The 20498-nt window shown below is 70.9% G+C and carries 20 protein-coding genes; 15 read left to right on the forward strand and 5 right to left on the reverse strand.

Annotated elements, in window-relative coordinates:
• Nucleotides 1-15: 15 nt before the first annotated feature.
• The gene (locus tag ACFYNP_RS04285) at nucleotides 16-849 is read right to left on the reverse strand and encodes a TIM barrel protein (protein ID WP_388403615.1); all 834 of its coding nucleotides are present in this window, start codon (nucleotides 847-849) and stop codon (nucleotides 16-18) included.
• A gap of 124 nt (nucleotides 850-973) precedes the next feature.
• On the opposite strand from ACFYNP_RS04285, the gene ACFYNP_RS04290 reads away from it, so the two are divergent.
• The 11 genes from ACFYNP_RS04290 to ACFYNP_RS04340 all read left to right on the forward strand — a co-directional run bounded on the left by ACFYNP_RS04290 (nucleotide 974) and on the right by ACFYNP_RS04340 (nucleotide 11275).
• Nucleotides 974-1225 carry a hypothetical protein gene (locus ACFYNP_RS04290; protein ID WP_388403618.1) on the forward strand — a complete coding sequence of 84 codons (252 nt, stop codon included), beginning with the start codon at nucleotides 974-976 and terminating at the stop codon, nucleotides 1223-1225.
• Between the two features lie 170 nt (nucleotides 1226-1395).
• Nucleotides 1396-1728 carry a helix-turn-helix domain-containing protein gene (locus ACFYNP_RS04295; RefSeq protein ID WP_388405163.1) on the forward strand — a complete coding sequence of 111 codons (333 nt, stop codon included), beginning with the start codon at nucleotides 1396-1398 and terminating at the stop codon, nucleotides 1726-1728.
• Between the two features lie 169 nt (nucleotides 1729-1897).
• A complete protein-coding gene (uraD, locus tag ACFYNP_RS04300) occupies nucleotides 1898-2410 on the forward strand; it encodes a 2-oxo-4-hydroxy-4-carboxy-5-ureidoimidazoline decarboxylase (RefSeq protein ID WP_388403621.1) in 513 nt (170 codons plus the stop codon).
• A complete protein-coding gene (gene uraH / locus ACFYNP_RS04305) occupies nucleotides 2410-2799 on the forward strand; it encodes a hydroxyisourate hydrolase (protein ID WP_388403624.1) in 390 nt (129 codons plus the stop codon). Before uraD ends, uraH begins: the two co-directional genes overlap by 1 nt.
• Before the next feature lie 5 nt (nucleotides 2800-2804).
• On the forward strand, nucleotides 2805-3728 hold the full coding sequence (gene pucL / locus ACFYNP_RS04310; protein WP_100579974.1) for a factor-independent urate hydroxylase: 924 nt from the start codon (nucleotides 2805-2807) through the stop codon (nucleotides 3726-3728).
• Nucleotides 3729-3795: 67 nt separating this feature from the next.
• A complete protein-coding gene (locus tag ACFYNP_RS04315) occupies nucleotides 3796-5196 on the forward strand; it encodes a nucleobase:cation symporter-2 family protein (RefSeq protein ID WP_388403627.1) in 1401 nt (466 codons plus the stop codon).
• Between the two features lie 83 nt (nucleotides 5197-5279).
• Entirely contained in the window at nucleotides 5280-6671 is a 1392-nt protein-coding gene (locus tag ACFYNP_RS04320) for an 8-oxoguanine deaminase (RefSeq protein ID WP_388782495.1), read from the forward strand.
• A 464-nt stretch (nucleotides 6672-7135) separates the two neighbouring features.
• Nucleotides 7136-8545, forward strand: coding sequence for a nucleobase:cation symporter-2 family protein (locus tag ACFYNP_RS04325; protein WP_388782497.1), 1410 nt, complete (start codon nucleotides 7136-7138; stop codon nucleotides 8543-8545).
• A 263-nt stretch (nucleotides 8546-8808) separates the two neighbouring features.
• Complete coding sequence (locus ACFYNP_RS04330) at nucleotides 8809-10077, forward strand: PTS transporter subunit EIIC (RefSeq protein ID WP_388782500.1); 1269 nt, start codon at nucleotides 8809-8811, stop codon at nucleotides 10075-10077.
• 26 nt (nucleotides 10078-10103) lie between these two features.
• Nucleotides 10104-11033: a hypothetical protein gene (locus ACFYNP_RS04335; protein ID WP_388782503.1), complete on the forward strand. Its 930-nt coding sequence runs from the start codon at nucleotides 10104-10106 to the stop codon at nucleotides 11031-11033.
• On the forward strand, nucleotides 11027-11275 hold the full coding sequence (locus ACFYNP_RS04340; protein WP_388403642.1) for a DeoR family transcriptional regulator: 249 nt from the start codon (nucleotides 11027-11029) through the stop codon (nucleotides 11273-11275). The genes ACFYNP_RS04335 and ACFYNP_RS04340 overlap by 7 nt, the downstream gene beginning before the upstream one ends.
• Nucleotides 11276-11278: 3 nt before the next feature.
• Here ACFYNP_RS04340 and ACFYNP_RS04345 read toward each other — a convergent pair whose 3' ends face one another.
• Both ACFYNP_RS04345 and ACFYNP_RS04350 read right to left on the reverse strand, forming a co-directional pair.
• Nucleotides 11279-11734 carry an excalibur calcium-binding domain-containing protein gene (locus ACFYNP_RS04345; protein WP_388782506.1) on the reverse strand — a complete coding sequence of 152 codons (456 nt, stop codon included), beginning with the start codon at nucleotides 11732-11734 and terminating at the stop codon, nucleotides 11279-11281.
• Between the two features lie 204 nt (nucleotides 11735-11938).
• Nucleotides 11939-12829, reverse strand: a complete 891-nt coding sequence (locus ACFYNP_RS04350) for a chitosanase (protein ID WP_388782509.1) — start codon at nucleotides 12827-12829, stop codon at nucleotides 11939-11941.
• 200 nt (nucleotides 12830-13029) lie between these two features.
• Between ACFYNP_RS04350 and ACFYNP_RS04355 the strand changes: the two genes are divergently transcribed.
• Nucleotides 13030-13875: a pentapeptide repeat-containing protein gene (locus ACFYNP_RS04355; RefSeq protein WP_388782511.1), complete on the forward strand. Its 846-nt coding sequence runs from the start codon at nucleotides 13030-13032 to the stop codon at nucleotides 13873-13875.
• A 113-nt stretch (nucleotides 13876-13988) separates the two neighbouring features.
• Here ACFYNP_RS04355 and ACFYNP_RS04360 read toward each other — a convergent pair whose 3' ends face one another.
• Complete coding sequence (locus ACFYNP_RS04360; RefSeq protein WP_388403655.1) at nucleotides 13989-14609, reverse strand: TIGR03086 family metal-binding protein; 621 nt, start codon at nucleotides 14607-14609, stop codon at nucleotides 13989-13991.
• A gap of 335 nt (nucleotides 14610-14944) precedes the next feature.
• Between ACFYNP_RS04360 and ACFYNP_RS04365 the strand changes: the two genes are divergently transcribed.
• Nucleotides 14945-15943 carry a fibronectin type III domain-containing protein gene (locus ACFYNP_RS04365; RefSeq protein ID WP_388782513.1) on the forward strand — a complete coding sequence of 333 codons (999 nt, stop codon included), beginning with the start codon at nucleotides 14945-14947 and terminating at the stop codon, nucleotides 15941-15943.
• 29 nt (nucleotides 15944-15972) lie between these two features.
• Here the strand turns inward: ACFYNP_RS04365 and ACFYNP_RS04370 are convergent, their stop codons facing one another.
• Nucleotides 15973-17175: an FAD-dependent monooxygenase gene (locus ACFYNP_RS04370; protein WP_388782515.1), complete on the reverse strand. Its 1203-nt coding sequence runs from the start codon at nucleotides 17173-17175 to the stop codon at nucleotides 15973-15975.
• Nucleotides 17176-17342: 167 nt separating this feature from the next.
• Between ACFYNP_RS04370 and ACFYNP_RS04375 the strand changes: the two genes are divergently transcribed.
• Together ACFYNP_RS04375 and ACFYNP_RS04380 are read left to right on the forward strand one after the other, a co-directional pair.
• Entirely contained in the window at nucleotides 17343-18701 is a 1359-nt protein-coding gene (locus tag ACFYNP_RS04375; protein WP_388782517.1) for a M20/M25/M40 family metallo-hydrolase, read from the forward strand.
• 194 nt (nucleotides 18702-18895) lie between these two features.
• Nucleotides 18896-20464 carry a YfcC family protein gene (locus ACFYNP_RS04380; RefSeq protein WP_388783290.1) on the forward strand — a complete coding sequence of 523 codons (1569 nt, stop codon included), beginning with the start codon at nucleotides 18896-18898 and terminating at the stop codon, nucleotides 20462-20464.
• Nucleotides 20465-20498: the final 34 nt, after the last annotated feature.

Consider the following 20498-nt stretch of genomic DNA (forward strand, 5'->3'; position numbering starts at 1 on the left):
GCCCGGCGGGCGGCCTCAGCGGGCCGCGCGGGCCTCGGCGGGGAGCCACTCGAAGGACGCGGCGGCGTCGGCGGCCTTGTACTCCAGGCCCACCCAGCCGTCGTAGCCGGCCTTCTTGAGCTGGTCGAGCAGCTCTTCGAGGGGCAGCGAGCCGGTGCCCGGCGCGCCACGCCCCGGGTTGTCGGCGATCTGCACGTGGCCGGTCTTGTCGGCGTACGCCTCGATGACCTCGGCGACGTTCTCACCGTTCATCGACAGGTGGTAGATGTCGAGGAGGAACTTGGCGTTGCCCAGACCCGTCGCGGCGTTGACCTTGTCCACGACCTCGATCGCGGACGGGGCGCTCACCAGCGGGTAGAGCGGCGACTCCGGCTTGTTCAGGGTCTCGACCAGGAGGATCGCGCCGACCCGGTCGGCCGCGCGGGCCGCCAGGACGAGGTTCTCCAGGGCGAGGGCGTCCTGCGCCTGCGGGTCCGTGCCTTCGACGCGGTTGCCGTAGAGCGCGTTGAGCGCCTTGCAGCCGACGGAGGCGGCGAAGTCGGCCGCCACCTCGATGTTGGCGCGGAAGCGGTCCGACTCCGCACCGGGAATCGACAGCGCGCCGCGGTCGGGCCCCGGCAGGGCGCCGGCGTAGAAGTTGAGTCCCACCAGCTGGGTGCCGGCCTCGTCGAGCGCCTTCTTGAGGGCGTCGAGCTCGGCCTGGGCGGGGGTGGGGGTCTCGATCCAGGGCCACCACAGCTCGACCGCCGTGAAGCCCGCCGCGGCCGCGGCCGCGGGACGCTCCAGGAGCGGGAGTTCCGTGAAGAGGATCGAGAGGTTCACATCGAAGCGCTGGTCCGTGTATCCCATGAGGGGTGTGCGCTCCTTCCGTATTGCGGAAGTTGTTTTCTGCTTGATGGAAGGTTGCAGGGGGACGGGCTGGCTTGTCAAGGGGGCCTCCCGGATTTCGTCCTGCTCGCAGTAGGTTGAGCGCGTGCGATTGAGAGTGGAGTTCACGACCGAGCCCTTCGATCTCGACGAGGCGCCGCCGCATGCCGTGGTCGCCCGCGATGTGATCCAGGCGGCCCGGCTCGACGCGGTCGACGTCGGCCCCTTCGGCAACACCGCGGAAGGCGGTGCCGACGAGGTGCTGAGCGCCGTGGACGAGCTGCTGCGCAGCGCGCTGGCCGCCGGTGCCACCCGGGTCTCGCTCCAGGTCAATGTGATCGGGGAGGACGAGAAGTGACCGATCCCACCGCTCCCGCCGCTCCGGCCGAAGCCGCTGCTCCCGTCGCTCCGGCCGAACCCGCCGAGCCTCCCCGGAGCGCCGACCCCGCCGACGCCGCCGAGCCCCCTCGGGGTGCCGCTCCCGCCGAGCACCCGCTGATCCAGGCGGTCAAGCCGCTCGTCGACGCCATGGGCGCCGAGATCCTGGCGCCGGGGCACGCCGCCCCCGACGACGTGGTGCTCGCCTGGGAGGGCGAGGACGTGGTGGCGGTGCGCCTGCCGCAGCTCTCCGACTCCCTGGACCACATCCTGGCCGCCATGGAGCGCCGGCACGGGATGCCGCTCGCCTCCCTCGACCGCAAGGCCAAGCAGTCGGCCGTACGGACCCTGGAAGCGCGGGGTGCCTTCTCCGTGCGACACGGAGTGGAGACGGTCGCCTCGGCCCTCGGGGTCAGCCGGTTCACCGTGTACAACTACCTGAACAGGGACCTGAACAGGGAAAACACCGTCAAGGGCGACTGAACGAGCACGCTCGGTACCCGCTCGGGCACCCCTCGAACGCAACGAACCGCCGTCCGGACACCGGGCGGCGGTTTTTGTAACCCCAAGTTTTCAACAAAGTGTTGACGGGATGTTTCGGAGGGCGTTAGCTATCCGCAGCCCGTTCAGCACCAAGGCCACGGAGGCCGCCGTGACTTCGACTTCGACACCGGGCCTCGCCCGGTTCAACACCTCACAGGACAGTGCGGCCCTCGCCGCGCTCCACGAGGTGTGCGCCAGTTCGGCGTGGGGGAGCAAGCTGCTCGCCCAGCGCCCGTACGCCACCGCGGAGGACCTCTTCAACGCCAGTGACGCCGCTTTGGCCGAGCTGACCGCGGAGGACCTGGAAGAGGCGATGGCCGGGCACCCGCCGATCGGCCGGCCGAAGCCCGGTGACCCCACCTCCGCACGGGAACAGCGCGGAATGGCCGGGGCCTCCGAGGCTCTCAAGGCCGAGCTGCTCGAACTGAACCTGGACTACCAGGAGAAGTTCGGTCATGTCTTCCTGATCTGCGCGACCGGTGCCACCGGCGAGCAGATGCGCGATGCGGTCAGGACCCGGATCGGCAACACCGCCGAGGAGGAGCGCGAGATCGTGCGCACCGAACTCGGGAAGATCAACCGAATCCGGCTGACCCGTCTTGTAGAAGAGGACAAGGACTGATGAGCACCGCGACCACCGCCTCGGTGTCCACGCACATCCTGGACACCAGCATCGGACGCCCCGCCGAGGGCGTCGCCATCAAGCTCGCGGCCCGCTCGGGCTCCGACGCCGAGTGGACCGCACTCGGCGGCTCCGCGACCGACGCGGACGGGCGCTGCAAGGACCTGCCGGCCCTGCCGGAAGGCACCACCCACGTGCGACTCGACTTCGAGGTCGAGCAGTACTTCAACAAGAAGCAAGCCGAGGCGCAGCAGGACGCCCCCCGCGTAAGGGACAGCGGTGCGTTCTTCCCGGAGGTGGCGATCACTTTCGCCGTCACCCCGGGCGAGCACTATCACGTACCGCTGCTGCTCAACCCGTTCGGCTACTCCGTTTACCGAGGGAGCTAGCAGACATGCCCACGATTCTCGGCCAGAACCAGTACGGCAAAGCAGAGAACCGCGTCGTCAAGATCACGCGGGACGGCGACACGCACCACATCAAGGACCTGAACGTCTCGGTCGCCCTGTCCGGCGACATGGAGGACGTGCACTACTCCGGCTCGAACGCCAACGTGCTTCCGACGGACACCACCAAGAACACGGTGTACGCGTTCGCCAAGGAGTACGGCATAGAGTCCGCCGAGCAGTTCGGCATCCACCTCGCGCGGCACTTCGTGACCTCGCAGGAGCCGATCAAGGTCGCGCGCATCCGCATCGAGGAGTACTCCTGGGAGCGCATCGCGACCTCCGAGGCCAACTCGAAGTTCATCGGCTCCGACGACGTCAAGCACTCCTTCGTCCGCAAGGGCCAGGAGACCCGGGTCACCCAGATCACCTACGACGGTGAGAAGTGGGAGGTCATCTCGGGCCTCAAGGACCTGGTCGTGATGAACTCGACGAACTCCGAGTTCTGGGGTTACGTCAAGGACAAGTACACGACGCTCCAGGAGGCGTACGACCGCATCCTGGCGACCCAGGTGTCCGCCCGCTGGCGCTTCAACTGGAGCGACGACGAGCAGAAGGCGCCCAACTGGGAGAAGTCCTACGAGCAGGTGCGCAAGCACATGCTCCAGGCCTTCGCCGAGACGTACTCGCTCTCGCTCCAGCAGACCCTGTACCAGATGGGTTCGCGCATCATCAACAACCGGTCCGAGATCGACGAGGTTCGCTTCTCGCTGCCGAACAAGCACCACTTCCTGGTGGACCTCGAACCGTTCGGGCTCAAGAACGACAACGAGGTCTACTTCGCGGCCGACCGTCCGTACGGTCTGATCGAGGCGACCGTCCTGCGCGACGGCGTCGAGCCGCAGATCCCGGTCGACATGACCAACCTCTGACGCGGCACTGAGCCGGCCCCCGCCCGCCCGCAGTCGGGCGGGGGCCGGCCAGACCGGAGGGAATCTCATGGCACAGCCTGCAATGGGGCCGGCACCAGCCGACGGCCCATGTCCCACCCCACCTGAAGGTGCCGTGCACCCGGTGGACGAAAAGCTTCCTGCCGCGCGGCTCGTCCCCGCCGCGCTCCAGCACATCGCCGCCATGTATGCGGGCGTCGTCACCCCTCCGCTCATCATCGGCCAGGCCGTCGGCCTGGACACCGCGGGACAGACCCGTCTGATCGCGGCCAGCCTGCTCATCGCCGGGCTCGCCACCGTCCTGCAGACCATCGGCCTCGCGAACTTCGCCGGAAACCGGCTGCCGTTCGTCAACGCCGCCTCGTCGGCCGGCATCGCGCCCATGCTCGCGATAGCCGAGACCAGCGCCAAGGGCCATCAACTCCCCGCCATCTACGGCGCGGTGATGGTCGCCGGAGTCTTCTGCCTCCTGGTCGGCCCCTTCTTCGGCCGGCTGCTGCGCTTCTTCCCGCCGCTGGTGACCGGTGTCGTGATCACGCTCATCGGCGTCACGCTGATGCCCGTACCCGTCTCCTGGGCCCAGGGCGGCGACAAGACCGCCACCGACTTCGGATCCATGAAGAACCTGGCGCTCGCCGCCTTCACGCTCGTCGTCATCCTGCTCTTCCAGCGCTTCGGTCGCGGTTTCCTGCGCCAAGTCGCCTTGTTGCTAGGTCTGTTGATCGGTACCCTCGCCGCGATCCCGTTCGGCATGGCCGACTTCGCGGCGATGAAGTCCGCGCCCGTCGCGGCCCTGCCGACGCCCTTCTCCTTCGGCGCCCCCGAGTTCCACCCGGCCGCCGTCCTGTCGCTCTGCATCGTGATGCTGGTCCTGATGACCGAGTCCAGCGCCGGCATGCTCGCCATCGGCGAGATCTGCGAGCGCCGCACCGACGGGCGCACCATCGCCCGCGGCCTGCGCACCGACGGCATCGCCACCCTTCTCGGCCCCGTCTTCGGCGGCTTCCCCACCAGCGCGTTCGCCCAGAACGTGGGCGTGGTCTCGCTGACTCGCGTACGCAGCAGGTACGTTGTCGCCGTCGCGGGCTGCGCCCTGCTCGTGCTCGGCGCCTTCCCGGTGCTCGGCGCGGTCGTCTCCCTGGTCCCGATGCCCGTCCTCGGCGGCGCCGGAATCGTCCTGTTCGGCTCGATCGCGGTGAGTGGTATCCGTACCCTCTCCGAGGCCGGGCTCGACGACAGCTCCAACATCATCCTGGTGGCGGTGGCACTCGGGGCGGGCATCATCCCGCTCGCCGCGCCCACCTTCTACGCCGGTTTCCCCGCCTGGGCACAGACCGTGCTCGGGTCCGGCATCAGCGCGGGAGCGCTCACCGCGGTCCTGCTCAACCTTTTCTTCCACCATCTCGGCACCCGGAGCCGCGTCGCGGTCCCGGCACTCAAATCCTCGTAGGGTCCTGCCGTGCCCGCCCCCAAGCTCTCAAGGAGCAGGGGGTGCCCCCATCACAGCCGCCACTGAACCAAGAAGGAAGCACCATGGCACCTTCGGCAGCCCCCCAGCGCATCGTCATCGAGAACTGTGCGATCGCCACCGTGGACGCGAATGACACCGAGTACGCCTCCGGCTACCTCGTCGTCGCCGACAACAAGATCGAGTCGATCGGAGCCGGCCAGGCCCCGAAGGGCCTGGAGAACGTGGTCCGCCGCATCGACGGCACCGGGCACCTGGTCACCCCCGGCCTGGTCAACACGCACCACCACTTCTACCAGTGGATCACGCGTGGTCTGGCCACCGACCACAACCTCTTCAACTGGCTGGTCGCCCTCTACCCGACGTGGGCGCGCATCGACGAGCAGATGGGCCGCGTCGCCGCCCAGGGCTCGCTCGCGATGATGGCCCGCGGTGGTGTCACCACCGCGATGGACCACCACTACGTCTACCCGCGGAACTCCGGCGACCTGTCCGGCGCGATCATCGGCGCGGCCTCCGAGATGGGCGTGCGCTTCACCCTGGCCCGCGGCTCCATGGACCGCAGTGTGAAGGACGGCGGCCTGCCGCCGGACTTCGCCGTCGAGACCCTCGACGGAGCGCTCGCCGCGACCGCCGAGACCGTCGACCGCTTCCACGACGCCTCCTTCGGCTCGATGACCCAGGTCGCCGTCGCGCCCTGCTCGCCCTTCTCGGTCTCCACCGAACTCATGAAGCAGGGCGCCGAGTTGGCCCGCGCCAAGGGCGTACGGCTGCACACCCACGGCTCGGAGACCGTGGAGGAGGAGCAGTTCTGCAAGGAGCTGTTCGGCATGGGCCCGACCGACTACTTCGAGTCGACCGGCTGGCTCGGCAGCGACGTGTGGATGGCGCACTGCGTCCACATGAACGACTCCGACATCGCCGCCTTCGCCCGCACCGGCACCGGCGTCGCCCACTGCCCGTCCTCCAACGCGCGCCTCGCCGCCGGCATCGCCCGCGTCCCGGACATGCTGAAGGCCGGCGTCCCGGTCGGCCTCGGTGTGGACGGCACCGCCTCCAACGAGTCGGGCGAGCTGCACACCGAGCTACGCAACGCGCTCCTCATCAACCGCCTCAACGCCCAGCACCGCGAGTCCGCGCTCAACGCCCGCCAGGCCCTGCGCCTCGGCACCTACGGCGGCGCCCAGGTGCTCGGCCGCGCCGACCAGATCGGCTCCCTCGAAGCGGGCAAGCTCGCCGACTTCGTGCTGTGGAAGCTGGACACCCTCGCCCACGCCTCCATCGCCGACCCGGTCACCGCGCTCGTCTTCGGCGCGGCGGCCCCGGTCACCGCCTCGTTCGTGAACGGCAAGCAGATCGTCGAGAACAGCCGTCTCACCACGGTCGACGAGGACGCCATCGCGGTGGCGACCCGCGAAGAGGCCCAGCGCCTCGCCCGGATCGCCGCGCAGGCCTGACCCCAAGGAGTCCGGCCGAGGGGGACGGCCCTCGGCCGGTCGCCGTGAACCCGAGCGGGGTTCGCGGCAGCTGGACCGGGGGGTGCGTACTACAAGGACGTACGCACCCCCCGGAACGGTGAAACGTGCCAACCATCGCGCACACACCGCGAGTTGACGCACATCGCGCCGACCGCGCCAGTCGTACCGGACGCGCGACCCGCGCCCTGTCCGTACCGTCCGGCACCATCGAGGGCGCTCGCCGTCGGCACCGGGAATCGCCCGGCCATCGGCAACGCCCGTACCACCCGCACCCGTTCGGTCCCATCCCCAACCGTCCGGCGCCACCCCGCACCACCCGACAGCCGAGCCGTGCTGTCCGTACTGCCTCGCACCACCTGTTCCAGCTGCTCAACGCACCACAACGCACCACCTCCAAGACACCCGCGTCCACCGCCGACGTGTAACCGACCGGAGGAACCGCCGTGGCCGCACAGCCCAGGTTTCGCAACTTCGCAGTCAACTCCGCCCAGACCGGCGAGAAGCACCCGGTCGACGAGACGCTCCCCCCGTTGAAGATGTTCACCAGCGGCCTCCAGCACGTGGCCGCGATGTACGCGGGTGTGGTGGCCCCGCCCATGATCGTCGGTCCCGCCGTGGGGCTCGACACCAAGGAGACCGCCTTCCTGGTCGCCGCGAGCCTGTTCACCGCGGGTCTCGCCACGCTCCTCCAGACCCTCGGGATCTGGAAGATCGGCGCCAGGCTGCCCTTCGTGAACGGGGTTTCGTTCGCCGGGGTCAGCCCGATGATCGCCATCGGCAAGGAACACGGCACCGACGCCATCCCCGTCATCCTCGGCGGGGTCATAGTCGCCGGACTGCTCGGCTTCATAGCCGCCCCCTACTTCGGCAAGCTCGTCCGCTTCTTCCCGCCCGTCGTCACCGGCACCGTGATCACCCTGATAGGTGTCTCGCTGCTTCCCGTCGCCTTCAACTGGGCTTCCGGGGGCAACGACAAGGCATCCGACTACGGTTCGCTCTCCAACCTGGCGCTCGCCGGGATCACCCTGGTCATCGTGCTCGCGCTGCGCAAGCTGCTGCACGGGTTCATGCAGCAGATCGCGATCCTGCTCGGTCTGGTGGCCGGCTCGATCATCGCCATCCCGATGGGCAAGACCAGCCTGGACGCCATCAAGAACGCGGACGTCATCGGCTTCCCGACGCCGTTCCACTTCGGCGCCCCGCAGTTCGACGTCGCCGCCATCGTCTCGATGTGCATCGTGATGCTGGTCTGTATGACGGAGTCCACCGCCGACATGCTGGCCCTCGGAAAGATCGTCGAGCGCCCGGCCGACCAGAAGACCATCGCCGCCGGGCTGCGCGCCGACACCCTCGGATCCGTCCTCAGCACCCTCTTCAACGGGTTCATGGCCAGCGCCTTCGCCCAGAACATCGGGCTCGTCGCGATGACCAAGGTGCGCAGCCGGTTCGTCGTCGCGACCGGCGGTCTCATCCTCGTCGTGATCGGCCTGTCCCCGGTCGCGGCCTCGGTCATCTCCCTCGTGCCGCTGCCGGTGCTCGGCGGCGCGGGCATCGTCCTGTTCGGCTCGGTCGCCGCGAGCGGCATCCAGACCCTGTCGACCGCGGCCCTGGAGAAGGGCGAGAACGCGCTGATCGTGGCCGCCGCCGTCGGCATCGGCCTGATACCGATCGCCAAGCCGGACTTCTACCACGCCTTCCCCGACCAGGTCCTCGTCGTCCTCGACTCCGGGATATCGACCGGCTGCGTGGTGGCCATCGTCCTCAACCTGGCCTTCAACCACTTCGGCAAGCAGCGGCAGGAGACGGAGGTCGAGGCGCTCCAGGCGGCCGAACCGGAGGTCGCCCTGCACTGACCGGCCCGACCGGTGCTTCGCGCGGCGACGCGTCCGTGACCGGCGCCTCGCGCGGCAGCTCATCCCTTCGGCCCGGCAGGCCACGGGACCCTCCGGGACCTGTGGCACCACCTGCCGGGCCGTTGGTCGTCGCTCGGCCGCCCAGCGCCTGTTCTCGCTGGTCACGGTGTTAGAACGGAAGGGCCGCAGCTCCCTCATGGGGCCGCGGCCCGTTCGGATGTTGCGCCCCTGCCATGGCAACACCCTGTCCATGGAGGAAGCAGATGAGTACGGCCGCACCGACGGACGCGACCGAGAAGAAGAAAAAGGGCGCCGGGGTGATGGCCGTCCTCCAGCGCATCGGCCGCAGCCTGATGCTGCCGGTGGCCGTGATGCCGGCCGCGGCCCTTCTGGTCCGCCTCGGCAACACCGACATGCTCGGCAGGGAGTCCTTCCCGACCCTCGTCACCAAGATCGCCGGATATATGTCCGCGGGCGGCGGCGCGATCATCAGCAACATCGCGCTCCTGTTCTGCGTCGGTATCGCGATCGGCTTCGCCAAGAAGGCCGACGGCTCCACGGGCCTGGCCGCCGTCGCCGGATACCTGGTCTTCCAGAAGGTCCTCGCCACCTTCACCGACAGCACGCTGCCCAAGGTCGCCGCCGTCGTCGACGGCAAGATCGTCATGAATGACGCACCGGTCGACGCCGGGGTCCTCGGCGGTGTGGTGATGGGCATCGTGGTCGCCCTGCTCTACCAGAAGTTCTACCGGACCAAACTCCCGGACTGGGCCGGCTTCTTCGGCGGCCGCCGGCTCGTGCCGATCCTGTCCTCCTTCGCGGGCCTGGTCATCGGCATCGCCTTCGGGTTGATCTGGCCGGTGCTCGGCGCCGGACTGCACCACTTCGGCGAGTGGCTGGTCGGCTCGGGCGCGGTCGGGGCCGGTATCTTCGGCGTCGCCAACCGCGGGCTCATCCCGGTCGGCATGCACCACCTCCTGAACTCCTTCCCGTGGTGGCAGGCCGGCGACTACCAGGGCGCCCACGGTGACATCCCGCGCTTCCTCGCGGGCGATCCGACCGCGGGACAGTTCATGACGGGCTTCTTCCCGATCATGATGTTCGCCCTCCCGGCGGCCTGCCTCGCGATCACCCACTGCGCCCGCCCCGAGCGCCGCAAGGTCGTCGGCGGCATGATGTTCTCCCTCGCGCTCACCGCCTTCATCACCGGCATCACCGAGCCGATCGAGTTCAGCTTCATGTTCATCGCCCCGGTCCTGTACGGGATCCACGCGCTGCTGACGGGCGTCTCCCTGGCACTGACCTGGGCGCTCGGGATGAAGGACGGCTTCGGCTTCTCGGCCGGCGCGATCGACTTCTTCCTCAACCTCGGCATCGCGCAGAAGCCCTGGCTGCTCGCCCTGGTCGGCCTCTGTTTCGCGGCCCTCTACTACGTGGTCTTCCGCTTCGCGATCACCAGGTTCAACCTGCCGACACCGGGCCGAGAATCCGACGAGGAGCTCGCCGAGCTCCTGAAGGCCGAGGCCAAGTAGCCATGAAGGACACCACACAAGCAGCCATGAACGACACGGCAGTTGGGCCTGCCACCCGCATCCTCGACCTCGACCGCGAGGGCCTCGCCGCGCTGCGCGGACGCGAGCTCACGGCCGCCGTCGCGGCCGCGGAGGGCCGCACCGTGGTCGCCGAGGTCTTCGCCGAGCGGGCCGCGCTGATCCCGGGCGAGGACGGCCGGGGCGTCCACAACATGGAGCTCGTCGCGGCCTTCGGTGCCGACCTCGTCGTCCTCAACCTCATCGAACGGGCTTGGGACGGCAGCCGGTTGACGCTGCCCGGCCTCGGCACCTTCACCTCGATCGCCGACCTCGCCGCGCACATCGGGCGCCCGGTCGCCGTCAACCTCGAACCCGGTGACGTACCGGAGATCCGGCGGGCCAAGCCCGAGTACGCCAAGCGGCTCGTCGACATGGGTGCGGCCATGCTGTGCCTGACCGCCAACCCCGGCACCGGCGGTTCCTACGACGGCCTGGCACGCGTAACAGCGGAGCTCCGCAAGGGACTTGGGGACGACGTGGCCCTGTGGAGCGGCAAGATGCACCACGCCGGGCACCCCGAACGCGTCACCGCGGCCCGGCTCACCTCGCTCGTCGAGGCGGGGGCCGACGGGGTCGTCCTGCCGCTGCCCGGGACCATGCCCGGCGTCACCAGGGAACTGGCCGCCGAGGCGGTCGCGGCCGTGCAGGACGCGGGCGCGGTGGTGATGGGCGCCATCGGCACCAGCCAGGAGGGCTCGCACGCCAACGTCGTGCCGCAACTCGCCCTCACCGCAAAGGAGATAGGGGTCGACGCCCATCACTTCGGGGACTCCTTCATCCCCGGCATGTGCGACCCGGAGCTGCTCTACTCCTACTCCGTCGCGATCCGCGGCCGGCGCCACACCTGGAACCGGATGGCGCTCGGCGGCCGCGGCCGCGGGTGCCCGTCGTGCTGACCGCCGACGTCCGCCGGGCCCGTATCGCGCGCTGGGTCGAGTACAAGGGCCATGTCCCGGTCGCCGAGCTGATCCGGGAGCTGCGGGTGAGCCGGATGACGGTCTACCGCGATCTGGCGCTGCTCGAAGGGGAGGGGCGGCTGCACCGGGTGCGCGGCGGTGCGGCCGCCTTCCCCAGCGCCCAGTTCGCCGACGGCGCCGACTGGATGACCTGGCGGCTCAGCCAGGAGCGCGCGGCCTGAGGCTCAGCGTTCGCAGGCGATGCCGTCCCCGTCCCGGTCCAGACGCGGGGCATAGCCGGGGTCCCCGCGGTGCAGCGGCGTGACCCCGGCGGCCCGGGCGGCGGTGCAGTTCTTGTAGTACACATCGCTGCCGCCCTTGTTCCCGCCGCCGTCCATCGGCGGCGGCGGGACCGGAGCCGTCATCCTGGGCTTCGGCGGGGCCTTGGGCACCGGAGGCTTCGCGGCGGCGGCGGGCGGCGCGCTGTGGGTCGGGGTCGGGGTCGGACTGGCGCTGGGGCTCGGAGAGGCCGACGGCGACGGGGAGGACGCGGGCGACTGCGTGGGGGTCGCGGCCGGGCTGCTCGCCGCGGGCTTCGCGGGCTTGGCCGAGTCGTCCTGGCAGCCGGCCGTGGTGAGGGCGACCGCACCGAGCAGGCCGGAGATGAGCAGAGTACGAACGGCTGGTCTTGATATGCGCATGCGGCGGCTCTCTCGGACGATCGTGGTTCTTGTAATGATCTGGTGAAGAAGAGAATACGGGCCGCAAAGGTTCCGTAAAGCGAGTTGGCTGAACTCGGTCGATTTCAGCCACTGGATGGGCCGGGCGTGCACACGAAAGGCGGTTACGGCAGCCGTGCGCCGCCGTAACCGCCTTCCTTGTGGGGGGTGTTGACGTGGGGGGAGTTAACCGATGTGGTACGGGTCGCCGTACACCTTCCAGTCGAGGGGGGTGTTCAGATCGAGGTTGCCCTTCTTCAGGAACACCCGCTGCTCGGTGTCGACGCGGCTGGTGTCGCTGTGTGCCTCCTCCTGCTTCATCGCCCAGACCCGGGCGTCGAGGAAGGCGTTGAGGTACGTCGTCTCGTTGCCGCCCTGGGCCGGGGTCTTGGCCTTGGCGAGGGCGCGCTTGCGGATGGAGCTGAAACTGGTCGGGTCGCTGCCGTCGCCGTGCATCACGATGGCGTCGTAGTAGATGAACTGGCCGAGCGTGCCGACCCCGTCCGACTTGCCCCGGCCGACCGCCGGGTCGAAGTACACCCGGTCCCGCTCGTCGTTCTGGGCCTGCTTGAACTCGGTCTCCGAGGCCGCGGTCTTCCAGTCCTTGGTGAAGTTCGGGTCGAGTCCCTTGTGCGAGTCGGTCCCGTTGACCTTCTCCAGGGCCGGCAGGTACTTCGCGAGGACGTTGCCGGGGTTGCGGGCCGTGTACAGCTTGACCAGGTCGAGCATGTCACCGGTGCCGGAGCAGAAGCCGATGATGCCGGCGGTGTAGCCCCGGCCGTCCTTGATGTCCTCGATGTACTTGTACTGCGCCTTCCAGTCCAGCGAGGAGTTCTCCGCGCTGGAGACGAGCTGCATGGCTATGTCCTTCTTCGCCGGGTCGTCGAGCCCGGTCGCGGCGGCGTTGATCACCGACGCATTGTCCGCCGCCGGGGCGGCCGGGTTCTCCGCGGCGTACGCCGTGACCGGTACCGCGAGGAGTGCGGTGCCGAGCAGGGCGCGTACGGCGATCTTGGTACGACGTGCGGTGACCTTGCGGTGGGGGGTGTGCACCTGGACCTCCATGAGGAAGTTCATCGCTCCGGTGTTCTGTTAGGAAACTTTCCTACCATTACCGGGAAGCGGCCGTACACCCCTGCGGCACAAGGAAGTTGAGGGGGTTGAGGGGGTCCGGAGGCGCGCCCGTCCGGCCGGCCCGCGCGCAGGCGGCTGCGCGACTAGACTGACGGGTCGCCGTCACCGCAGGTCGGCACGCCAGCCAGAAGGAGCAGCGCACGTTGTCCGAGAACCACGAGGCAGCCGTCCCGTCCCCGGGCGCGACCCGCCTCACCCTCGTCTCCGACTGCGGCAGCTGCTTCGGCCTGTGCTGTGTCTCCCTCGCCTACTCGGCATCCGCCGACTTCGCGATCGACAAGCCGGCCGGCAAGCCCTGCCCCAACCTCCAGCAGGACTTCCGCTGCGGAATCCACCGGGAGCTGCGGGGTCGCGGCTTCCAGGGCTGCACGGTGTACGACTGCTTCGGGGCCGGCCAGAAGGTGTCGCAGAAGACCTTCCAGGGCCGCGACTGGCGGTCGGCGCCGGAGACGGCCGCCGCGATGTTCGAGGTCTTCCCGGTGATGCGCCAGCTCCACGAGCTGCTCTGGTACGTCACCGAGGCGCTCGCCCTGCCGAAGGCGCGGCCCGTCCACGCGGAGCTGCGCGCCGTCCTGGCGGAGACCGAGGCGTTCACGGCGCTCGCCCCCGAGGCCCTGGCGGGTCTCGATGTGCCGAGCCACCGCGAGAAGGTCAACCAACTCCTGCTGAGGGCAAGCGAGTTGGTCAGGGCCGAGTACCCGGGCAGGAAGAAGGACCGCCGGGGCGCCGACCTCATGGGTGCCCGGCTCAAGGGCGCCGACCTGCGCGGCGCGAACCTGCGGGGCGCCTTCCTGATCGCAGCCGATCTGCGCGGCGCGGATCTGCGCCTGGCCGATCTGATCGGCGCGGACTTCCGCGACGCGCGGCTGTCGGGCGCCGATCTGACCGAGGCGCTCTTCTTGACCCAGGCCCAGCTGAACGCGGCGAAGGGCGACGCGACGACCAGGATCCCGCCGTCGCTGGTGCGCCCCGCGCACTGGGTGGGCTAGCCGGTCACGGGGCTGCCGGCCCACCCCGCTCACGGGGTGGGAGAGCCGGTCATGGGGGCTGCGGTCGCACGCCCTGCTCACCGGGTGGGCCGGCCGGCCGGGGGCCGGTTCGCTCAGCGGGCGGTCCGTGCGGTCCAGCCCGGGTCGCGGCCGCTCATGCCGATGAGGCGGTCCAGCATCGGGGCCTCGTCGGGGACGTCGACCGCGGGACCGAAGGCCGTGCCCCGGGCGGCCGGGTCGTCCTTCGACGGGGCGAGGAAGGCGTAGGAGATCTCCAGGTCGCCCGGGGCCGCGCGGAAGTCCTGTCCCGTGGACCTCGCCAAGTCCCAGCCGTGGACGACCAGTTCGTCGAGGCCGACGCGGCCCGTGACGGCGGCCGGGAGGGTGAGGCCGCCCACCTGGGTCACGCCCTCCCAGGCCGCCGGCTCCCGCCAGGCCGCGGCCATCGCGGCCAGGCTCTCGGGCAGCGCGGCGCGCCAGTCCTCGGGCAGCTCGGGCGGCGCCACGGTGCCGGGGGGAGTGTCGGTCGTGGGACCGGACCTCTTGTGCGCCGCGTCCTGGAAGGCGACGCTCAGCCCGAGCACGTGCGAGAGGAGATCCCGCAGCGCGTACTCCGGGCAGGGCGTCGGCCCGGCGAGGTGCTCATCACGCACACCTCCGAGCAGACGGCACAGTTCGTCGGCGGCCGGGCCGAGGTCGGGCAGGGGCGCGTGGGTATCGGATGGGCTGCTCATGCAGGGGAGACCGCGCGGGCGCCCGGAACTCATCGGTGGGCCGGGTGCCGGCGGGGCGACCTCGGTCGCGGGTGCGGTGGGGTTCGGGCGGTTCTGTCGCCGTCCTGGTTGGGCCGGGTGGGCTCCGGGGCGGGTGCCTGCGGTCGCCCGGGTGGTCCGGGAGGGGGCCCCGGTGTTCGTATCGCGGCGGCCCGACGGGATCGGCGCGGGCCACGATCTCCGCTCGCACTCTTGCCGTGCACGCGTCACCGTGTCATACAGGTCTGGACCTTTTCCGTGGGACGGAGGGCCCCGCCGTGCGCCGAGGAGCAAGCCGCCGAGCCGGCGGCCGAACCATGGGGCGAGCCGGCCGCCGGGCCGCGGGGGGCTTCGGGCTTCCCGCCGTCCTGCTTCCCGCCGTCCTGGCGCTGCTGCTCGTCGCGTGCGGCGCCGGGGACGACAAGGACCGTACGAGCCCGACCGTGCCCGGCGCGGTCACCGCGCAGGCGAGCAGCGCCACCTCGGTACACGTCATGTGGCGGCTGTCCACGGACAACAGGGCCGTCACCGGGTACGAGATCCTGCGGGACGGGACGACGGCCAAGGCGGTGCCCGCCGATCGCGACATGACCGACATCGACGGGCTCACCGCCTCGACCGCCTACCACTTCACCGTGCGAGCCCTGGACGCCGCTGGAAACCGCTCGGCCCCCAGCACCCCCGCATCCGTCACCACCCCCGCCGCGACCCCGGACGACAAACGGCCGCCGACGGCTCCGGTCCGGCTGACCGGGCACGCGGACGGTACCGGCGCGGCCGTCCTGAGCTGGGGCCGGGCCACGGACGACGTGGGGGTGACGGCGTACGACGTGTACCAGGAGGGCGCCCGGATCCACAGCGTCGGCGGCAGCCTGACGACGGCGCACGTCACCGGTCTGCGGCCCGGCACCGTCTACACCTTCACCGTGCGCGCCCGGGACGCGGCGGACAACTCCTCGCCGGACAGCGGCGCGGTCGACGTCACCACCGCCTCCGCGCCCGGCGCGCCCCCGAGCACCGCGCCCACCGGACTGCGGGCGTCCGCCGCACGGGGCGCGTCCGGCAGCGGTACGGACATCACCCTGCACTGGGTGCCCCCGCGCACCGGCGGGGACATCGGCGCCTACCAGCTCTTCCTCAACGGCACCCCGACGACCACGATCGTGCCCGGCACCGCGTCGCCCGAAGGCCTCAGCTCGTACGCCTTCACCGTGACGGACCCGCCCGGCACCCGCTACAGCGTGAAGATCCGGGCCAGGCTGCCGGACGGCAAGTGGGGTGACTTCTCGGCCCAGCCGACCGTGATCGTTCCCTGAATGGCGAGCAGGGCGGTGGTGAGGGGCAGTCAGGCGAGCCTCCGGCCGCCGAACCCCCGTGTCCCGTCCGCCCGTTGCCACCACTCCTCCAGGCCGCTCTGGTCCATCGCGCTCCAGTCCGGGGTCCGCCGCACCATGGCGAGGCCCAGGCCGCGGCCCACCTCGACCATGCCGCGTCCGACCTCGGTGCGTCCCGCGTCGTAGGCGGCCAGGGCGTCGGAGCGGTCCGTGGCCGAGGCCAGGGCGGACTCCAGGGCGGTGGCGTCCTGGAGCGCCTTCACCGCGCTTGCGCCGGTGTGCGGCCGGGCCACCGTGGCCGCGTCCCCGACCAGCGCGAGGCGGTCCGTGGCGTAACGGGGCGCGGTGAAGTCGTAGATGGGCTGGATCAAGAGGTCGCCCGGTGGCGTCAGACGCACCAACCGGCCCCAGTAGGGCGGTAGTCGGGTGTCCGCGAGTTCCAGCGCGTGAGCGCGCAGCGCGTCGGTCGCGGTGCCGGGCGGAAGGCTGGTGGGGGAGTCGAGTGCCAGCCCGTGGCCGGCGGGCGGCGCGGCGTACAGCACCCAGTTGACCCGGTGCCCGCCCCGGCCGTCCGGGATGCGGTAGATGACCGCGTGGCCGCCCGGAAAGACCGGGAAGGCGCAGTCCTCGACCGGCCAGCGGTCGGCGTCGGGGAGCCGTTCGACGGGGAAGGCGCCGCGCCAGGCGAGGTACCCCGCGTAGGCCGGCCGCACCTCGGGGCAGACCGCGGCGCGCACCGAGGAGCGGTAGCCGTCCGCGCCCACGACGAGGTCGAACCGGTCCGAGCCGCCGTCGGACGTGCTCAACTCGACGCCCGAGGCGGCCGGTTCGAGACGGTCGATCACCGAGCCCGGACGGAACTCCACCGAGTCCGGTACCTGGGCGCGCAGTTCACGCCAGAGCGGACCCCAGTTGTACGTCCGGAAGGGGAACGGAAGCTCACCGATCCGACGCCCCATCGGCGTCGAGCCGTCGCGAACGTACCAGCTGCGTCTGGCCAGTTGGAGCCACGGCATGGCGGCACCGACGAATCCGCGGGCCTCCAGTTCGGCATAGCGGTCGTTGTGCATCGCGAGGCCCACCCCGCGGTCGGCCAGCCGGCCCGCGGCCCGCTCGTACACCGTGACCGTCCCGGCGCCGGCCCGGTGCGCGGCCAGTGCCGCGGCACACCCGGCGATGCTTCCGCCGACCACGGCGACCCGCCCTCCACGCATCCCCAACGCCCTCGCCGTCCTCGTCGGAGGGGTGCGGGTCCGGAGCCCGGCGGACGCCCCCGTGGGATTCTCGCAGCAACCGGCGGACCGCGCGCGGGTGCCGCGGGATGCGGCACCCGGCCGAGCACCGGATGCGAGGGCGCTCCCCGCGTGGTGCATTGAGTCCCATGGACGCGGACCAGGACCTGCGAGCGACGGTCGACGCTCTGATGGACGGGCTGCGGGCAGACCTGGAACGGCTGGCCCGCATCCCCTCCATCGCCTTCCCCGGCTTCCCTCCCGAACCGGTGCGCCAGGCGCACGACCTGGTGGTGGAACTGCTGAAGGACGCCGGAGTCGAGCACGTCGAGCGGCTGGACCTGCCCGACACCGCGCCCGTCGTCTACGCCGAGATTCCCCCGCCGCACCCGGACGCCCCCACGGTGCTGCTCTACGGCCACTACGACGTCCAGCCGCCCGGCGACGAGTCGCTGTGGCGGTCGCCGCCGTTCGAGCCGACGCCGGTCGAGGGCGGCCTGCGGGCCCGCGGCATCGCCGACGACAAGTCCAACATCGTCGTCCATCTCGGCATGCTCCGGGCATACGGCGGACGTCCGCCGACCGGCGTCAAGATCGTGATCGAGGGCCAGGAGGAGTACGGCAGCGCCTTCGACGACTACCCGCCCACCGACCCCGGGCGGTTCGCCTGCGATGCGATGGTCATCGCCGACATGGGCAACATCCGCCCCGGCTCACCCACCCTCACCACCGGTCTGCGCGGCGCGAGCGAAGTGGTCGTCGAGGTCCGCACGCTGGCCGAGGCGCGGCACAGCGGGGAGTTCGGCGGCGCCGCCCCCGACGCGCTCCTGGCCCTGCTGCACGCACTGGCCACCCTGCACGACCGCGACGGCGATGTGGCCGTGCCCGGCCTTCGCCGTGAGGCGTGGTCCGGCACCTCGTACACCGAGGACGAGTTCCGTGACCTCGCGGCGGTGCGTGACGGGGTCCCGCTGATCGGCACCGGCAGCCTCGGCGAACGGCTGTGGAGCGGCCCCGCGATCACCGTGATCGGCATCGACGCGCCGAGCGTCGACCACGCGGCCTCGGCGGTGGTGCCGTACGCCCGCGCCAAGCTGAACCTCCGCTTCCATCCCGAGCAGGATCCGAAGGAGGCACAAGGAAGGCTGATCGCCCATCTGGAGGCACAGCGGCCGTTCGGAATCGAGCTCACCGTCACCGCGGGCGACACCGGCCCCGGGTTCGAGCCCGCGACCGACGGCCCGGCCTATCGCGCGGCGCTCATCGCGCTGCGCGAGGGCTGGGGCGCGGAGCCCGCCTTCGCGGCCAGCGGCGGCTCGATCCCGCTGGTCAACGGACTCGCGAAGGCGGTGCCGGGCGCGGAGGTGCTGCTGTTCGGCGCGCAGGACAGCCTGTGCGCCCTGCACGCTCCGAACGAACGCGTCCTGTTCTCCGAACTGCGCGGCGCGGTCATCGCGGAGGCGGCCTTCCTGCGGGAGTACGCGGCCGCGTTCGGGAGCGGGTCGTGACGCCGCCGCCCGGGCCGGGTTCGGACGCGGGCGGGCCCGCACCGGGGCCGGGGCCGGATGCGGGCGGCCCGACGCGGGGGCCGGACAGGGGATCGCCCACCGGGGCCGCCGGGGCCGCCGGTTCGGGGGCGCCGCCCCAAGTCCCGCCCCCGGAGCAGCCGTTCGAGGAACCGGCCCCGCACAAGAAGGCGGGGCTGCGCTTCCCCAGCGCCCTGACGATCCTCGCGATCGTCACCGTGGCCGTGTGGATCCTGGCGTTCGTCATCCCGTCCGGTGCGTACGACCGCAACGCCGACGGGGCACCCGTCGAGGGCACGTACCACCGGGTCGACAGCGGCCAGGGCTTCGTGGACCGGCTCAACGACCTCTTCCTCTCCCCGGTGAACGGTCTGTACGGCATCCAGGACGCCAAGACCGGCCGGGTCGGCCCCACGCTGGCCGGTGAACTGTACGGCAGCGCGGGAGTGTTCCTCTTCGTGCTCGCCATCGGCGCGTTCATCACCGTGGTCTTCGCGACCGGCGCGCTCGACCGGGGCATCGGCCTGCTCGCCCACCGGCTGCGCGAGCGCGGCGCGCTGCTGATCGCCGGTGTGATGACGGTGTTCTCGGTGCTCGGCACGGTCGAGGGCTTCGCGGAGGAGACCCTCGGCTTCTACGGGCTGATCGTGCCGCTGATGCTGGCACTCGGCTACGACCGGCTCGTCGCGACCGGCACGATCATCGTGGGCGCGGGCATCGGCGTGCTGTGCTCGACGGTCAACCCCTTCGCGACGGGCGTCGCCTCGTCCGCCGCCGACATCTCCCTGGGCGACGGCATCGTGCTGCGCTTCGTGATGTGGCTGGTCCTGACGGCGGTGTCGATCCTGTACGTGGTCCGCTACGGCCGGCGTGTGCAACGGGACCCGTCGAAGTCCCTGACGGGCTTCCTGCCGGGCGACCGCGACCACGCCCGCACCGATCCGGCGGACGGGACGGGCGGCCCCCGCGAGGGGGATCCGGCACCGGGACCGCCTCTGCCACCCAGTTCGCCGCCAGTACCGGGGTCGCCTCCAGCGACGGACGGTCCGCCGGAGCTGACCGGCACCCACAAACTGGTCCTGACCCTCCTCACCCTCGTCTTCGCCTTCATGATCTTCTCGGTGGTGCCGTGGTCCAGCGCCCTGACGGGCAAGGCGGACGCCACCCCGTACGGCTGGGAACTGGGCTGGTCCTTCCCGCAGTTGGCGGCGCTCTTCCTGGTCGCCGCGGTCCTGGTGGGTGTCGCGGCCCGGCTCGGCGAGGCCGAGCTGAGCTCGACGATCATCCAGGGAGCGGCGGACTTCATCTCCCCGGCGCTCGTCATCGTGCTCGCCCGGGGCGTGACCGTCATCATGAACAACTCGCAGATCACCGACACGGTGCTGCACTCCATCGAGGGCGTGGTGCGCGGCGCCCCGTCCGCCCTGTTCGCCGTGCTCGTCTTCGTGGTGAACCTGCCGCTGGCGTTCCTGATCCCCTCGACCTCGGGCCACGCCACGCTCGCGATGCCGATCCTGGCACCGCTGGCGGACTTCGCGGGTGTCTCGCGCGCGGTGATGGTCACCGCCTGGCAGGCGGCCAGCGGATGGATGAACCTGTGGGTGCCGACCACCGCCGTCACCATCGGCGGGGTGGCCCTGGCGAAGGTCGGCTACAACAAGTACCTCCGCTTCGTGGCCCCGCTGCTCGCGATCCTGTTCGTGCTGATCTGCGCCTTCGTGGCCGCGGGCGCGGCCCTCACGTGAAACGGCTCCGCCCCCGGTGCTGTGCGGTACCGGG

The sequence above is a fragment of the Streptomyces sp. NPDC006691 genome (assembly GCF_042869955.1).
Classification (GTDB): Bacteria; Actinomycetota; Actinomycetes; order Streptomycetales; family Streptomycetaceae; genus Streptomyces.

Bases quoted from the DNA above. Each gene is read 5' to 3' on its own strand.
- ACFYNP_RS04335 (WP_388782503.1), top strand. From the start codon at position 10,104: ATGAACGACACGGCAGTTGGGCCTGCCACCCGCATCCTCGACCTCGAC.
- ACFYNP_RS04315 (WP_388403627.1), top strand. From the start codon at position 3,796: ATGGCACAGCCTGCAATGGGGCCGGCACCAGCCGACGGCCCATGTCCC.
- ACFYNP_RS04345 (WP_388782506.1), bottom strand. From the start codon at position 11,734: ATGCGCATATCAAGACCAGCCGTTCGTACTCTGCTCATCTCCGGCCTG.
- ACFYNP_RS04370 (WP_388782515.1), bottom strand. From the start codon at position 17,175: ATGCGTGGAGGGCGGGTCGCCGTGGTCGGCGGAAGCATCGCCGGGTGT.
- ACFYNP_RS04375 (WP_388782517.1), top strand. From the start codon at position 17,343: ATGGACGCGGACCAGGACCTGCGAGCGACGGTCGACGCTCTGATGGAC.
- ACFYNP_RS04365 (WP_388782513.1), top strand. From the start codon at position 14,945: ATGGGGCGAGCCGGCCGCCGGGCCGCGGGGGGCTTCGGGCTTCCCGCC.
- ACFYNP_RS04350 (WP_388782509.1), bottom strand. From the start codon at position 12,829: ATGAACTTCCTCATGGAGGTCCAGGTGCACACCCCCCACCGCAAGGTC.
- uraH (WP_388403624.1), top strand. From the start codon at position 2,410: ATGAGCACCGCGACCACCGCCTCGGTGTCCACGCACATCCTGGACACC.
- pucL (WP_100579974.1), top strand. From the start codon at position 2,805: ATGCCCACGATTCTCGGCCAGAACCAGTACGGCAAAGCAGAGAACCGC.
- ACFYNP_RS04360 (WP_388403655.1), bottom strand. From the start codon at position 14,609: ATGAGCAGCCCATCCGATACCCACGCGCCCCTGCCCGACCTCGGCCCG.
- ACFYNP_RS04295 (WP_388405163.1), top strand. From the start codon at position 1,396: ATGGGCGCCGAGATCCTGGCGCCGGGGCACGCCGCCCCCGACGACGTG.
- ACFYNP_RS04285 (WP_388403615.1), bottom strand. From the start codon at position 849: ATGGGATACACGGACCAGCGCTTCGATGTGAACCTCTCGATCCTCTTC.
- ACFYNP_RS04330 (WP_388782500.1), top strand. From the start codon at position 8,809: ATGAGTACGGCCGCACCGACGGACGCGACCGAGAAGAAGAAAAAGGGC.
- ACFYNP_RS04320 (WP_388782495.1), top strand. From the start codon at position 5,280: ATGGCACCTTCGGCAGCCCCCCAGCGCATCGTCATCGAGAACTGTGCG.